Annotated in this window: 13 protein-coding genes and 1 pseudogene; 5 read left to right on the forward strand and 9 right to left on the reverse strand. The window is 59.7% G+C overall.

Annotation, left to right across the window (positions count from 1 at the left end):
- Positions 1-79: 79 nt before the first annotated feature.
- From BFP90_RS01935 to BFP90_RS29465, 3 genes and pseudogenes are all read right to left on the reverse strand, one after another.
- Positions 80-1060 carry a sterol desaturase family protein gene (locus tag BFP90_RS01935; RefSeq protein WP_141688902.1) on the reverse strand — a complete coding sequence of 327 codons (981 nt, stop codon included), beginning with the start codon at positions 1058-1060 and terminating at the stop codon, positions 80-82.
- 463 nt (positions 1061-1523) lie between these two features.
- Positions 1524-2291 carry a methyl-accepting chemotaxis protein gene (locus BFP90_RS29460; RefSeq protein WP_370671680.1) on the reverse strand — a complete coding sequence of 256 codons (768 nt, stop codon included), beginning with the start codon at positions 2289-2291 and terminating at the stop codon, positions 1524-1526.
- Positions 2292-2378: 87 nt separating this feature from the next.
- A pseudogene (locus BFP90_RS29465) lies at positions 2379-3350 on the reverse strand (cache domain-containing protein); the annotation flags it as partial.
- Between BFP90_RS29465 and BFP90_RS28975 the strand changes: the two are divergent.
- Together BFP90_RS28975 and BFP90_RS01945 are read left to right on the forward strand one after the other, a co-directional pair.
- Positions 3279-3488 (forward strand): hypothetical protein, encoded by a 210-nt coding sequence (locus tag BFP90_RS28975; protein WP_242522224.1) that lies wholly within the window; start codon positions 3279-3281, stop codon positions 3486-3488. The pseudogene BFP90_RS29465 and the gene BFP90_RS28975 overlap by 72 nt on opposite strands.
- Positions 3489-3786: 298 nt before the next feature.
- On the forward strand, positions 3787-4098 hold the full coding sequence (locus BFP90_RS01945; protein ID WP_065891518.1) for a hypothetical protein: 312 nt from the start codon (positions 3787-3789) through the stop codon (positions 4096-4098).
- Between the two features lie 142 nt (positions 4099-4240).
- Here the strand turns inward: BFP90_RS01945 and guaA are convergent, their stop codons facing one another.
- The 4 genes from guaA to BFP90_RS01965 form a co-directional block, all read right to left on the reverse strand.
- Positions 4241-5818, reverse strand: coding sequence for a glutamine-hydrolyzing GMP synthase (guaA, locus tag BFP90_RS01950; RefSeq protein ID WP_065887494.1), 1578 nt, complete (start codon positions 5816-5818; stop codon positions 4241-4243).
- An 81-nt stretch (positions 5819-5899) separates the two neighbouring features.
- On the reverse strand, positions 5900-7369 hold the full coding sequence (gene guaB / locus BFP90_RS01955; protein ID WP_015885726.1) for an IMP dehydrogenase: 1470 nt from the start codon (positions 7367-7369) through the stop codon (positions 5900-5902).
- A 161-nt stretch (positions 7370-7530) separates the two neighbouring features.
- Positions 7531-8079: a sugar ABC transporter ATPase gene (locus BFP90_RS01960; RefSeq protein ID WP_065887493.1), complete on the reverse strand. Its 549-nt coding sequence runs from the start codon at positions 8077-8079 to the stop codon at positions 7531-7533.
- Between the two features lie 144 nt (positions 8080-8223).
- Entirely contained in the window at positions 8224-8991 is a 768-nt protein-coding gene (locus BFP90_RS01965) for a sulfite exporter TauE/SafE family protein (RefSeq protein ID WP_065895829.1), read from the reverse strand.
- Between the two features lie 123 nt (positions 8992-9114).
- Here BFP90_RS01965 and xseA point away from each other — a divergent pair, with 123 nt between their 5' ends.
- The 3 genes from xseA (at position 9115) to leuA (ending at position 13319) form a co-directional block, all read left to right on the forward strand.
- Positions 9115-10494, forward strand: coding sequence for an exodeoxyribonuclease VII large subunit (gene xseA / locus BFP90_RS01970; protein WP_065891542.1), 1380 nt, complete (start codon positions 9115-9117; stop codon positions 10492-10494).
- A gap of 3 nt (positions 10495-10497) precedes the next feature.
- A complete protein-coding gene (locus tag BFP90_RS01975; RefSeq protein ID WP_065895830.1) occupies positions 10498-11319 on the forward strand; it encodes a M23 family metallopeptidase in 822 nt (273 codons plus the stop codon).
- 320 nt (positions 11320-11639) lie between these two features.
- Positions 11640-13319, forward strand: a complete 1680-nt coding sequence (gene leuA / locus BFP90_RS01980; RefSeq protein WP_065891513.1) for a 2-isopropylmalate synthase — start codon at positions 11640-11642, stop codon at positions 13317-13319.
- A gap of 167 nt (positions 13320-13486) precedes the next feature.
- Here leuA and BFP90_RS01985 read toward each other — a convergent pair whose 3' ends face one another.
- Together BFP90_RS01985 and BFP90_RS01990 are read right to left on the reverse strand one after the other, a co-directional pair.
- Positions 13487-14278, reverse strand: coding sequence for an amidohydrolase (locus BFP90_RS01985; protein WP_065895831.1), 792 nt, complete (start codon positions 14276-14278; stop codon positions 13487-13489).
- Positions 14266-15414, reverse strand: coding sequence for a pyridoxal phosphate-dependent aminotransferase (locus BFP90_RS01990; protein ID WP_065895832.1), 1149 nt, complete (start codon positions 15412-15414; stop codon positions 14266-14268). The genes BFP90_RS01985 and BFP90_RS01990 overlap by 13 nt, the downstream gene beginning before the upstream one ends.
- Positions 15415-15504 lie beyond the last annotated feature (90 nt).

Raw genomic sequence — 15504 nt, forward strand, 5'->3', positions numbered from 1 at the left:
ATGATTCCCTTAACGCAATTGAGCCTGCGATTGCCTGGTGTGCTTAAACCCTGGGTGCTTCCCGAGTGCTCCGAAACCATCACGGATTCGGGCTTTGTCCGTCCTTCACGTGACGCCAGAGGGTTTTGAAAGGATCGATATAGAAGCCCTTCAGGGTATTGTGCGGATTGTTGGCACCGTACTCTTCGTCGTTACACCCCCAACGCCAGCTTTCGCCCTTCTTGGGCAAGTAGAGTGTTCCGAACATCCAGTCCCAGAGTGTCAGTACGACTGCATTGTTCTTGTCCCAGTGATGGGGTTCCATGCTGTGGTGGAGGTTGTGCATGACAGGCGCCAAAACGATGCGGTTCATCCACCCGTAGGAGATCGGTAGATGGACGTGAGAAAACACATCGATAACAAAGAAGCAGATGTAGGCCATTGTGGTAACGGCAACCACCATGCCTGGGTGGATTTGGCTGCCCGTCGCATAAAGCACCAGACCGGTGAAGGCCCCGCCGACCACCGCCGGGATGATATTGAGGCCAAAGAACTCGATGGGGTGCTGACGAAATAGCGTCCAGGGCGTCAGTGTCTCGGCGGTATGGTGAGGTTTGTGAAGATGCCACATCAGTGCGTTGGTATGGCACCAGCGATGTATCCAGTACCCGACGAAGTCGACACTGAGGAAATAGGTCAGAAACTGAACGGAGATGATCAGCCAGGTTGACGTCATCAAGGGGGTTCGGACGCCGAATTCAGCGTTGAAATACGCGCCGACATTGTCAGCAATGGCGATGCCATTGACGGCGAAGACGCCTACCAGGGGAAAACCGAGCATCAACAGGATGATACCGTTCCACATATCCACGCGAGATGAGGGGTTGTCGTATTGCTCCTTGGGAAAGGCTGCATTGGCCAGAGAGCGGAGGGTCAGGGGGCTCTGCCACTTTTGCGAGATGATGAACATCACCGCAAGCACTGAGACGAACAGAGGAAGACCCCAGGCCCACAAGCTCATTATTTCCAGAGTCGGTTCATAGAACGCGACAATTGATTCCCAAATGTCATGCATCGTCATCGTAAGTACCTCGCCATTTATTCTTTTGTTATTGTTTTGAGGCCATGGATAGCCTCGCTTTGTCTTTACTCTCCGTGCAGGCCCGGTCGGATTTTCTGTTGCACCGGGCTATATGGATACTGCCCATGACTTAATGCCCAAGATAAGTTGGTTAACGGTTAATTAACGGTACGTAACAGGTTATTTTCAGCGCAGGTTTCGCTAAAAACGTATTTGAATCAGTTAGATAGTCTTAGGGCATGCTGGCGGACTGATTTCCCCGTGGCCAGGCGTGTCAGCCGCACGGGGTACGTTCGGGCACTGATTGGAACGTCGTTTATTGAAAACGACGGCTCTTGCTTCGCAGATTTCTATCCAAAAAAATGCCAGTCAGTGATAACTGACTGGCATTGGTTAAACGACTTCCGGCGCAACTGCGAATCTAGAGCTGCACGCTAGTCAGTGCCTCCCGGCCCTCACGTACTTACGACTTGAAGCGCCCTACCAGCCCGTTCAGCTCATTGGACAGATGCGAAAGCCGACCCGAGTCTTCCTGCGCAGAACTGGCGAGGCTCTCGACCAGTTGCGCCTCGTCGTAGATCTGCTGGATATGCTTGTTGATGTCTTCGGCCACGCTATGTTGCTCTTCGGCGGCGGCGGATATCTGCAGGTTCTGATCCCGGATTTCATTCACCGACAGCTGGATGCCTTCAAAGCTTTCACGTGCGTTTCCAATGGAGGAAACGCTGGCGCGTGACAGCTCCAGGCAACTTTCCATCTTCTGCGACACTTCCTGAGTCTTGCTACCGAGCGCGCTGAGCAACTGATCGATTTCCCCAGTGGAATCCGAGGTACGCTTGGCCAGCGCTCGAACTTCATCCGCGACCACCGCAAACCCTCGCCCCTGGTCACCGGCCCGTGCCGCTTCGATTGCCGCGTTCAGTGCCAGCAAGTTGGTCTGCTCGGCGATGGCGCGGATGGTGCCCAGAATCTGGTTGATACTGCGACTACCCTCCTCCAGCTCCACCATGGCCTGTGAAGATTCGGTCAAGCGGCGCCCCAGGCGATTGACGTTGTCGGTGGTCAACTCAATCTGCTCTTTACCTTCGGCGACACGATGATGACCACTCTCGGCGGAATTGGCCGCAGCGCTGCACGAGCGCGCCACTTCATTAGCAGTGGCGACCATTTCATTGAACGCCGTGGACACCAACTCCACCGCCTCACGCTGGCGTCCAGCCGCCTGGTTCATGTTAGTGGCCACTTCGCTGTTCACACGCGAAGCATCCTGCAGGTTGGTCGATGCCGCGCCGATGCTCTGGATCAACTGGCGTATTGCGGCGAGAAACTTGTTGAACCAGCCTGCCAGCTCGGCGGTTTCGTCTTTGCCCTGCACATCAAGATCACGGCGCAGGTCGCCCTCACCTTCAGCAATTGACTGAAGCCCGGTGCTGACCTGGCCGATGGGCTTGACGATAACCTTGGCGAAAGCCGCCGCCAGCAGTGCAAAAAGCAGCACCAGCACCACCACGATCGCAACCGTCACGTAGGTCATGCGTGTGGCCTCGGCCATGACTTCGCTGTACTCAATCAACCCCACGTAACGCCAGCCCAGACCCGGCGATGTCCACACGTTTGCCATGTACCGGACGCCGTTGATTTCCACTTCGGTTGAACCTTGCGCAGTGGCGGCCAGTTTGGCGTAAGGCTCACCCAGATCCTTGAGCTGCTTGAAGCTGTGCCCGGCATCACGCGGATCGACCAGTACTGTGCCGTCTTCGATGAGCATCACATAGCCGCTTTCGCCGAGCTTGATGCTTTTGACCAGTTCGGTGAGGTTGGTCAGCGATACGCTTACCACAAACACGCCCTTGGCCTTGCCTGCTTCATCGAGCATGGCCCTGGCGCTACCAACCAGCGCTACCGCATCCTTTTCGTAGTAATACGCCGCGGTCCTTACCGCTTTACCGGGGCTGGCCATGGCGGCCTTGTACCACGGGCGCGTACGCGGGTCGTATTTCGACAACTGAGGGTCATCCGGCCATTTCGCGTAACTGCCGTCTTCCAGGCCAATGGACAGGATTGCCGCAGCCGGATGCGTCGCGCCATACCGGGCAAACGCATCGATGACTTGCCGGGCTGCCGCAGGCAGCGGCTGACTGGCTGCATCAGCAGCCTCGTAGTGCTTTAGGCTGGCGACCGATGTGTAGAAAGGGTCTGTAGCCATTTGATCGACGTTTTGCTGCGTACCATCAAAAAACTGCCGGATATTACCGTCGATCTGGCGTATTTCTCGGGTGCTGCCATCCATGAACTGGTTGACCGCTTCGGACCGGGTATTGAGTACAGAGATCACGGCCACCAGACTTACGGGGATGAATGCGACGAGTACAAAAGCCAGGACGAGCTTGTTTTTTATTTTCATTTTGCAGATCACTACCTGAAATAAGTGAGATAACGCACCCGGAGCAAACCTGCTGGACGCGAGTCGCCGCAAAAGCGATATCGGCCTGCGTCGCGCAATCTTTACAGTCATCTACGCGAATGCCGTTTGGAACGTAGCGCCTGATAAAAGTGGCTGTGAGCCCTGCAGATGTCGCTGCCCTCAAATAATTACGAGGACAAACGACTGCATTCCGGCGGCGATAAACAGTGAATAACGACCAGGGCGTGTGCAGGCCTTTCTAGAAAGAGTCAGACGACGGCGTATCATATGCTTTGCGAGTCATACCATCAGGGAAGACGACATGGTTACCAGGAATCTGCTGTTGAGTTTTTGCGCGTTATTATTGATCGGCTGCACGGGTAGAGGCTTTCAACCGCCGCCGCCGGAATTTACCAATTGGAAAAAAAGCGGGGTCTCGCAAGAGGGTGTCAAGCACGCCATGACCGCATGCGGCTATACCAACCTTACAGGGACGGGAGACACGACGCCTATTGACGAGGTACTCACGCAGTTTTATTGCATGAAAGACTCCGGTTTCAAGCGCACAGATAACATTGACCTGTGCAAGGAAGGCCGCATCGGCGAATCACCGGTGTGCGAAGGCCGCCGGTAATCCATCGGCAACAGGACACAAGGGATTTGGCGATGCGCAGAGCTGCCAGAATTTTTCCAGTCCCAAAAAGCCAAAAGCCCGCAATTAAGCGGGCTCCAGGGCATTTCTTGCTAGATAGTGCCGGACAATGCCGGACGTCCAATCATTCCCACTCAATCGTCGCCGGCGGCTTGCTCGACACGTCGTAAGTAACGCGCGAAATACCTTCGATTTCATTGATGATACGGCCGCTGACCGTTTCCAGCAGTTCGTACGGCAGGTGTGCCCAACGCGCCGTCATGAAGTCGATAGTCTCCACCGCACGCAACGCCACAACCCACGCGTAACGACGGCCATCGCCTACGACGCCTACAGACTTGACCGGCTGGAATACCACGAATGCCTGGCTGACCTTGTGGTACCAGTCGGCCTTGCGCAGTTCTTCGATGAAGATGTGGTCGGCGCGGCGCAGCAGGTCGGCGTATTCCTTTTTCACTTCGCCGAGGATGCGCACGCCCAGGCCCGGGCCCGGGAAGGGGTGGCGGTAGACCATGTCGTACGGCAGGCCGAGTTCCAGGCCCAAACGGCGGACTTCGTCCTTGAACAGTTCGCGCAGCGGCTCGACCAGCTTGAGGTTCATTTCCTCAGGCAGGCCACCCACGTTGTGGTGGGACTTGATCACGTGGGCCTTGCCGCTCTTGGCGCCGGCCGACTCGATCACGTCGGGGTAGATGGTGCCCTGGGCGAGGTATTTGATGTTGTCCAGTTTGTTGGACTGGGCATCGAAGACGTCGATGAAGGTGCGGCCGATGATCTTGCGCTTCTTCTCCGGGTCGGACTCGCCGGCCAGGTTGTTGAGGAACTGGTCCTCGGCGTTGGCGCGGATCACCTTGACGCCCATGTTCTCGGCGAACATGGCCATCACCTGCTCGCCTTCGTGCAGGCGCAGCAGGCCGTTGTCGACGAAGACGCAGGTCAACTGGTCGCCGATGGCTTTGTGCAGCAGCGCGGCGACCACGGAGGAGTCGACGCCGCCGGACAGGCCGAGCAACACGTTGTCGGTGCCAACCTGGGCGCGGACGTTGGCGATGGCGTCTTCAGCAATTTTCGACGGGGTCCACAGGGCTTCACACTCGCAGATGTCGAGGATGAAGCGCGACAGGATGCGCCCGCCTTGCTTGGTGTGGGTCACTTCCGGGTGGAACTGCACGCCGTAGTAACGACGCTCGTCGCTGAACATGCCGGCGATCGGGCAGCTCGGGGTGCTGGCCAGGATGTGGAAGTCCTGCGGCATTTTGGTGACCTTGTCACCGTGGCTCATCCACACGTCGAGGCCGAACAGGCCGTCGGCGTCGATGTGGTCTTCGATACCGTCCAGCAGGCGGCTCTTGCCGACCACGTCGACGCGCGCATAACCGAATTCACGCAGCTCGGAACCTTCAACCTTGCCGCCCAGTTGCTCGGCCATGGTCTGCATGCCGTAGCAGATGCCGAACACCGGCACGCCCAGGTCGAAGACCGCTTGCGGGCAGCGCGGGCTGTTGGCTTCGTGCACGGACTCGGGGCCACCGGCGAGGATGACGCCTTTCGGTGCGAATTCGCGGATCGCTTCGTCATCCATGTCGAACGGGTGCAGTTCGCAGTACACGCCGATTTCACGCACGCGGCGGGCGATCAGTTGGGTGTATTGGGAACCGAAGTCGAGGATCAGGATGCGGTGGGCGTGAATGTCGAGGGCCATGAAGTCAGTCTCGTCTAATGAATCAGAAACAACTCGGGGCTGAAAGAACAGCCCCGGTTACTTAACGTTTTGCTGGAAGCCTCAACCTACGCGGTAGTTTGGCGCTTCCTTGGTGATCTGCACGTCGTGGACATGGGATTCAGCCATGCCGGCGCCGGTGATCCGTACGAACTCTGGCTTGGTGCGCATTTCTTCGATGTCGGCGCTGCCGGTGTAGCCCATCGAGGAACGCAGGCCGCCCATCAGTTGATGGATGATCGCGCTCAGGGTGCCCTTGTATGGCACACGGCCTTCGATGCCTTCCGGGACGAGCTTCTCGGCGCCTGCCGAGGAGTCCTGGAAGTAACGGTCGGAAGAACCTTGCGCCTGGGACATGGCGCCCAGCGAACCCATGCCGCGGTAAGCCTTGTAGGAGCGGCCCTGGAACAGTTCGATCTCGCCTGGTGCTTCTTCAGTACCGGCGAACATCGAGCCCATCATCACGCAGGAAGCACCGGCCACGATGGCCTTGGACAGGTCACCGGAGAACCGGATGCCGCCGTCGGCGATCAACGGTACGCCGGTGCCTTCAAGGGCAGCGGCGACATTGGCGATGGCGCTGATTTGCGGCACGCCCACACCGGCAACGATACGCGTGGTGCAGATCGAGCCAGGGCCGATACCGACCTTGACCGCGTCAGCGCCCGCTTCGGCCAGGGCCTTGGCGGCAGCGCCGGTGGCGATGTTGCCGCCGATCACCTGGACGTCAGGGAAGTTCTGCTTGACCCAGCGCACGCGGTCGATCACGCCTTTGGAGTGACCGTGAGCGGTGTCGACCACCACCACGTCAACACCGGCGGCGACCAGCGCCGAAACGCGGTCACCGGTGTCTTTACCGGTGCCGACCGCAGCGCCGACGCGCAGACGACCCTGGTCATCCTTGCTGGCCAGCGGGTAAGCCTTGGCTTTTTCGATGTCGTTGACGGTCATCATGCCTTTGAGGGCGAATTTGTCGTCGACGATCAGCACGCGCTCGATGCGGTGCTTGTGCAGCAGTTCGCGCACATCGTTCTTGTCGGCGCCTTCCTTGACCGTGACCAGGCGCTCTTTAGGCGTCATCACTTCGCGGACGGTGACTTCAAGACGGTTCTCGAAACGCACGTCACGGGAAGTGACGATGCCGACCAGGTCGCCATCGTGCAGCACCGGAACGCCGGAGATGTTGTGCAGGCGGGTCAGCTCGAACAGATCACGTACGGTGGCGTCGGCTTCGATGGTGATGGGATCTTTCACCACACCCGCTTCGTAACGCTTGACCTTGCGCACTTCGGCAGCTTGCTGCTCGATGGTCATGTTCTTGTGGATGATGCCGATGCCGCCTTCCTGAGCCATGGCGATGGCCAGACGGGCTTCGGTGACGGTGTCCATGGCAGCGGAAACCAGGGGAATATTCAGCTCGATGCCACGGGTTAGGCGGGTCTTGAGACTGACTTCGTTAGGGAGCACCTCGGAATAACCGGGCACTAGGAGAATGTCGTCGAATGTCAGAGCTTCTTGGCTGATACGCAGCATCGCGGGGGCTCCCGAGCGGGAAAATGGAAGCGCGCCATTATACTCAGACACCCCTCAGGTCTCAATGTAAAACTCTGACATATTTGGGAATAGTGATAGATGGAAAAATTTCGCCACCCTGATCGTTCCCACGCTCTGCGTGGGAACGATCAGGTCGGGGGTTAAAGCTCGACTTTGACCCAACTCATTTTTTGATCGAGCCAATCGGCAAACTCATCGATAAAGCTTTGCTTGAACCCCGCCTCCGCCCAATTGTTGAAAATAAATCCCAGGTTGGAAAACCCGCATTCCTGCAGGAACAGAAAGCCATTGATGTCGTCTTCATGCCCACACAGCGGGCAGGTGAAGTTATCGGTGTGGCCGGGCATCCAGTCTTCCAGGCTTTCGAACAGCGCTTCGCCGACTTCCTTCAGGCACTCCGGGCAGCCGGCTTCTTCGAGAAAACCCTTGGCCGGCGTGTAGATGCAGCGCTTGTAGATGATTTCCAGGCCATTGACCGGCTCGTTGAACGGCAGCGCTTGCGGGTGCAGCACCACCGCGCGGGCGCCGTCGGCCAGGGCGTAGGCCATGCGGTTGCCGGTGCGCCCGCAGGTGGTCAGTTCCTCCTTGATGATGTTCTTGCGCACCAGCCAGCGCACGATTGCCCGGGCGCGGGGTTCGTGGACGGGCAAGGTGGAGATTTTCGGGACAAGGATGCTTTGGGAATTCATGGGAGTCCTGCGGTGTGGCTGCTGACGCCATAGGGGGGCAAGCCCCCTCCCACATTTTGAATTGTGAACACAGCCAACTGTGGGAGGGGGCTTGCCCCCGATGGCGCTCTAAAGGCTGGCAGCTTAATCCCTGCCCCACACAGGTCAAGTACTCAAATACCGCCCAATCAACGCAATCCCACTGGCCAGCACCAACCACGTCACCAACCGCACAAACGCCTCGCGGGACATGCGCATCGTCAGCCTGCGCCCGCACCACAAGCCCAGCGCCATCGCCGGCAACAGGCACAGTGCCAACATCAGCAGCGGCAAATCGGCATACACCCCGGCAATCAGAAACAGGCTCAGGCGCACCACCGTGCTGCAACTGATCAACGCACTTTGCGTGGCCCGCGCCGCCTCCTTGGACAGACGGCTGTTCAGGTAGATTGCATATAAAAAGCCGCCACTGCCAAACAGCGCGCCAAACAAGCCGCCGACCGCGCCCATGGGAATCGACCAACCCGCCGCCAACTGCGTGGGCCGCGCCTTCACTGCCAGGCTGTAGACCGCATAGGCACTGATAAACAGCCCCATCAACAACAGCAAAAGATCCGAATGCAGATTGAGCAAAAACACCACACCCAAGGTGCAACCGATGGCCATGCACGGCAGCAGCCGCAGCAATTCCGGCTTGCTGACATCCCGACGTGTCTGCAGCAGGCCACCAAAGGCGGCGACAAAATCCAGCAACACCAACAGCGGAATGATCTTCGACAGCGGCATGAACAGAATAAGCACAGGCCCTGCCACCAGCGCCGTCCCAAAGCCGGCAATACCGAAAACGATATAGGCCACAACGATACCGAGACCGATCACCAGCCACTCAACTGCGCCGAACGACCACTGGCTCATCAGCTCAACCGCACTCATGGGTAATTCCTTGAAAGAGAATGCCGACACTTTAGTCATCCGTGAGCATTGCGCCAGCACGAAGACGCACGCGGGTGGAGCAGTTCTGTCAAACCTGGCACGAATGCCTATAAACTGCCGCCCATGATTAAAGATCCTTTTGCCCGACTGGGCCTGGACCGCGAAGTCCTGACTGTCAGCCAGCTCAACGGCCGCGCGCGGGTGTTGCTGGAAGACGTGTTCACCAATATCTGGGTGGAAGGCGAGATCTCCAACCTCGCCCGCCCGGCTTCGGGCCACGTGTATTTCACCCTCAAGGACAGCGGCGCCCAGGTGCGTTGCGCGCTGTTTCGCAACAACGCCGCGCGGGTACGCCAGGCGTTGAAGGACGGCCTGGCGGTGAAGGTGCGCGGCAAGGTCTCGCTGTTCGAGGGCCGTGGCGACTACCAGTTGATCCTCGACACCGTGGAGCCTGCCGGTGATGGCGCGTTGCGCCTGGCCTTCGATGCCTTGAAGGAAAAGCTCAGCGCCGAAGGCCTGTTCAGTGCCGAGCGCAAGGTACCCTTGCCGGCGCATCCTCGGCGCATCGGCATCATCAGTTCGCCAACCGGCGCGGTGATTCGCGACATCATCAGCGTTTTCCGCCGCCGCGCGCCGAACATTGAATTGACCTTGATCCCGACCGCCGTACAGGGCCGCGAAGCCATCGCACAGATTGTGCGTGCGCTGAAGCTGGCCGACGCACGCGGCTTCGACGCGCTGATCCTGGCCCGTGGCGGCGGCTCGCTGGAAGACCTCTGGTGCTTCAACGAAGAAGCCGTGGCCCGGGCGGTGGACGCCTGCGTCACGCCCATCGTCAGCGCGGTCGGCCATGAAACCGATGTATCGATCAGCGACTTCGTGGCGGACGTGCGCGCCCCTACCCCCTCCGCTGCCGCTGAACTGCTGGCACCGGACGCCAGTCACCTGGTGCGCCAGGTCGAAAACCTGCAGCGCCGCCTGGTGCTGTTGATGCACAACCGCCTGCGCCATGATCGCCTGCGCCTGGAGGGCATGGCCCGACGCCTGCGACACCCTGGCGAACGCCTGCGCCAGCAGGCCCAGCGCCTGGATGACCTGGACATGCGCCTGCGCCGCGCGTTCGAGCGCAGCCTCAATACCCGTCGCGAACGCCTGATTCGCCTGGAAACCCGCCTCGCCGGCCAACATCCGGGGCGTCAACTGGCCTTGCTGCGCCAGCGCCTGGACAGCCTCGCCGAGCGCCTGCCCCGCGCCATGCGCGAAGGCCTCAAGGCGCGGCGCCTGCAACTGCAAAGCCAGGTGCAGACGCTGCACGTGGTCAGCCCGCTGGCCACCCTGGGCCGTGGCTACAGCATCCTGCTCGACGAGCGCGGCCAAGCGATTCGCAATGCCGCGCAAACCCACACCGGCCAGCGCCTGACCGCACGCCTCGGTGAAGGCCAACTGCAGGTGCGGGTGGAAGACAACCACCTGACCCCCGTTACCCTTTCTCTCCTGGATTGACCGATGCCACGCTTTCTCAGCTTGTTGATGCTTGTTTGCCTGACCTTCAATGCCCACGCCGACAGCTACATCACCCGCCTGCTGAACAAGCCGGTGCCCGGTGGCGTCGCTGTCGTGGACCTGGGCACGGCGGCGACCGCACCCAAGGCCACCTACCTGAACAGACCGGTGCTGGTGGTGAAGGAACAAAACACCTGGCTGGCGATTGTGGGTATCCCGTTGACGGTCAAGCCGGGCACCGAACGCATCACCAGTGGCGGGCGCCAGCTGCCGTTCGTGGTGGGCTTCAAGAAATACCCCGAGCAACGCATCACCTTGAAGAACAAAAGCCAGGTCAACCCGGAACCGGCGCAACTCAAGCGCATCGAGGGCGAACTGGCCGTGCAGCTCAAGGCCTACCGCAGTTTCAGCCCGAACACACCGAGCAATCTGCTGCTGGACAAGCCGGTCAACGGGCCGCTGTCGAGCAAGTTTGGGGTAAGACGTTTCTTCAATGGCGAGGAGCGCAATCCCCATTCGGGCCTGGACTTTGCCGTGGGTGCAGGCACACCGATCAAGACGCCGGCGGCTGGCAAGGTGATCCTGACCGGTAACTACTTCTTCAACGGCAACACCGTGTTCGTCGACCATGGCCAGGGCTTTATCAGCATGTTCTGCCATATGTCGAAGATTGACGTGAAAGTCGGTGACCAACTGGCGCGCGGCGCGGTCGTGGGCAAGGTTGGCTCGACCGGCCGGGCAACCGGGCCGCATATGCACTGGAACGTCAGCCTGAACGACGCGCGGGTCGACCCGGCGATCTTCATCGGTGCTTTCCAACCCTGATCATTCGATTGCGCACCCGATAAAGGTCGCGCAATTAAATTTAGATATAGTTGTTTATCCAGCCATAAAATCGCTATTCACACGCAAATAGCAGAACTTATCTCAATTTTTTTCGACTGCTTGCCATCTTTCACCCCGGCGGTTAGGGTTGAGCTTATGAAAACCTCTCACACCCTCATTCAGCGCCGCCAGCACCGCAGTCTGTGCCTCGTCAGCGCACGACTGCCAGGCTGAATCGATCTGTCTCGCCCAAGCGTCGTCCCCAATAATAGTGATTCGGCAGGCCGCCTCTTCTCGGCCCTACAACAAAGGATTTTGCGATGAGCATGCTCAAAGACCCGTCTTCGAAGTACCGCGCGTTCCCGACCATCGATATCCCGGACCGCACCTGGCCGTCGAAAACCATCACCAGCGCGCCGATCTGGTGCAGCTCCGACCTGCGTGATGGCAACCAGTCGCTGATCGAACCGATGGACGCGGCGAAAAAGCTGCGCTTCTGGAAGACTCTGGTTGCCGTTGGTGTGAAGGAAATCGAAGCCTCCTTCCCGGCCGCATCGCAAACCGATTTTGATTTCGTGCGCACCCTGATCGAAGACAACCACATCCCCGAGGACACCACCATCCAGGTGCTGACCCAGGGCCGTGAAGACTTGATCGCGCGCACCTTCGAATCCCTGCGCGGCGCCAAAAAGGCCATCGTGCATTTGTACAATGCCACGTCGCCGTCGTTCCGCCGCATTGTGTTCAACCAGGACAAGGACGGCATCAAGGCCATCGCGGTCAACGCCGCCAAGCTGTTCGTCAAATACGCCGCGCAGCAGCCCGAGACCCAGTGGACCTTCGAATATTCGCCGGAAACCTTCAGCGCTACGGAGCTGGAGTTCGCCAAGGAAGTCTGTGACGCAGTGATCGAGGTGTGGAACCCGACGCCCGAGCACAAGATGATCCTCAACCTGCCGGCCACCGTGGAATGTGCCACGCCGAATATCTACGCCGACCAGATCGAGTGGTTCGGTCGCCATATCAACCGCCGTGACAGCGTGATCATCAGCCTGCACACCCACAACGACCGTGGCACCGGCGTGGCCGCCACCGAACTGGGCCTGATGGCCGGCGCCGACCGTGTCGAAGGCTGCCTGTTCGGCAACGGCGAGCGCACCGGTAACGTCGACCTGGTCACCGTGGCACTGAACATGTACACCCAGGGCCTCGACCCGCAGCTGGACTTCTCCGACATCGACGGCGTGCGCAAAGTCGTCGAGGAGTGCAACCAGATCCAGGTGCACCCGCGTCATCCGTATGTCGGCGACCTGGTGCACACCGCGTTCTCCGGCTCGCACCAGGACGCGATCCGCAAGGGCTTCTCCCAGCAGAAAGACGATGCACTGTGGGAAGTACCGTACTTGCCGATCGACCCGGCCGACATCGGTCGCAGCTACGAAGCGGTGATCCGGGTGAACAGCCAGTCGGGCAAGGGCGGCATCGCCTACCTGCTGGAACAGGAATACGACATCAGCTTGCCGCGCCGCATGCAGATCGAATTCAGCCAGGTGGTACAGGCCGAGACCGACCGCGTGGGCCTGGAGATGACCGCACCGCAGATCTACGCGTTGCTGCAGCGTGAATACCTGCAAGCCAACACTCCGTATGCGCTGGTCAGCCACCGTCTGCAGGAAGAAAACGGCAACAGCTATGTGGAAGTGGAAGTCTCCGGCAAGGGCCAGGGCGAAACCAACCTGCACTGGAAAGGCAAAGGTAACGGCGCATTGGAAGCACTGGTGGCCGGCTTGCCGATCGGTGTGGAGATCATGGATTACAACGAACACGCGATTGGCGCGGGCACCAACGCCAAGGCGGCGGCCTACATCGAACTGCGCGTGAACGGCGAGCGTCCGGTGCATGGCGTGGGGATTGATGAAAACATCACCACGGCAAGCTTCAAGGCGCTGTTCAGTGCGCTGAACCGCTCGTTGAGCCAGCAGGAAGCGAAGGCGGCGTAAGCGTTATCGGCGCCATGCAAAAGGCCCCTGGGTGAGAATCCAGGGGCGTTTTTGCTTTGGGTTAGGGTGGTGCTGCTGATGGCCTCATCGGGGGCAAGCCCCCTCCCACTTTTTGACTTGTGAATACCTTCAAATGTGGGAGGGGGCTTGCCCCCGATAGCGGCCTGTCAGACAAACTGAAAACTATCGGCATCCAGATTCGCCGGGAATTTGGTGCGATACGCCGCCAACTCCGCTGCATCCAGAATCACCTGGAATACCCCATCCGCCTCCCCCGCGCTCAGCAATGTCTCGCCCTGGAAGTCCAGCACCTGGCTATCGCCGGTGTAGGCAAAGCCCTTGCCGTCCGTGCCGACTCGATTCACCGCCGCCACATAACACAAATTCTCGATGGCCCGGGCCGGCAACAAGCGGTTCCAGTGCTGGCGCCGCGCGCCCGGCCAGTTGGCGGTGTACAACAGCAAGTCGGTGTCCTGGGCATCGCGACTCCACACCGGGAAGCGCAGGTCGTAGCAAATCAGCGGGCGGATACGCCAGCCCTTCAACTCGAACTGCACCTGGCGCTCGCCGGGCGTGTAGTGGTCGTGTTCGCCGGCCATGCGGAACAGGTGGCGTTTATCGTAATGCAACACTTCACCGTCGGGGCGCGCCCAGAGCAGGCGGTTACGGTGGCTGCCGTCGGCCGCCTGAATGATCACACTGCCGGTGATCACGGCGTTGTATTTCGCCGCCTGGGTTTGAAGCCAGCGCTGAGTCGGGCCGTTTTCCCGCTCGGCCAGGGCGGCCGATTCCATGGAGAAACCCGTGGTGAACATCTCCGGCAATACGATCAGGTCGGTGCCGCTGGCCTGCTCCAGCAGCAGCTCGAAATGCTCAAGATTGGCCTGGCGGTCGTGCCAGACCAGGGTGGTCTGGATCAGGGCAATGTTCAGATTCGGCAAGGCGCTCAAATCACGCATAGTTTTTCCGCCGCTTGTTGCAGCGTCTCCTCGCGTTTGGCAAAGCACAGGCGCACCAGGCGCTGGCCTTGGGGTGGGTCGCGGTAAAACACCGAGATCGGAATCGACGCCACGCCGTGTTCGCGCGTCATCCATTCGGACATGGCGACATCATCCAGGTCCGGGCGGATCCGGGAATAATCCACCAATTGAAAGTAAGTCCCCGCCGATGGGCTGAAGCTGAACCGCGACGGCGCCAGCAACTGGCAGAACAGATCGCGCTTGGCTTGATAGAACGCCGGCAGCGCATCCACGTGCTCCGGGTGCTCAGCCATGAAATCGGCCAGCGCGTACTGCAACGGCGTCACGCCACAGAAGCTGACGTATTGATGCACTTTGCGCAGCTCGGCAGTGAGGGCCGGCGGTGCAACCACATAGCCGGTCTTCCAGCCCGTGACGTGATACGTCTTGCCGAACGAGCTGACCACAAAGGCGCGCGAGTACAGCTCCTCATGGGCGAGCACGCTGACGTGGGGCACATCGTCGAACACCAGGTGTTCGTACACTTCATCGCTGAGCAGATAGATATCACGGCTGCGAATCAGCTCGGCCAACTGGTCCAGTTCCGCACGGCTGACCAGCGCGCCACTGGGGTTGTGCGGGGTATTGAGCACAATCATGCGCGTGCGCGGCGAAAGCGCGGCCTTGATACGCTCAAAATCCAGGCTGAAATCCTGCAAGCCCAACTGCAGATGCACGCAGCGCCCGCCGGCCAGCTCTACCGAGGGTGCGTAGCTGTCGTAGCAAGGGTCGAAGATGATCACTTCGTCGCCGTTGCGGATGACCGCCTGGATCGCGCAGAAAATGCCTTGGGTGGCGCCGGGCGTGATGGTGACTTCACGGTCGGCATCGACGCTGACAGCGTAGCTGCGGGCGATTTTTGCCGCCACCTGCTGACGCAGCACGGGCAAGCCGGTCATCGGTGCGTATTGGTTATGACCGCTGGCGACGTGCCGACCCACGGCGTCGAGCAAATCCTGAGGGCCGTTGAAGTCGGGAAAACCCTGGGACAGGTTGATTGCGCCGGTGTCGGCCGCCAACTGCGACATGCTGGTGAAAATGGTCGTGCCGACGTTCGGCAGCTTGCTGGTGATCATGGGAGCCCCCTTCGGGTGAGCTGCAAGTTTTAAGCTGCAAGCTGCAAGCGGGTCAAGGGGCAAACCGCCGCGCACAAAAAAGGGCGCCAA

This window comes from Pseudomonas sp. 24 E 13, assembly GCF_900004715.1.
Taxonomy (GTDB): domain Bacteria; phylum Pseudomonadota; class Gammaproteobacteria; order Pseudomonadales; family Pseudomonadaceae; genus Aquipseudomonas; species Aquipseudomonas orientalis_A.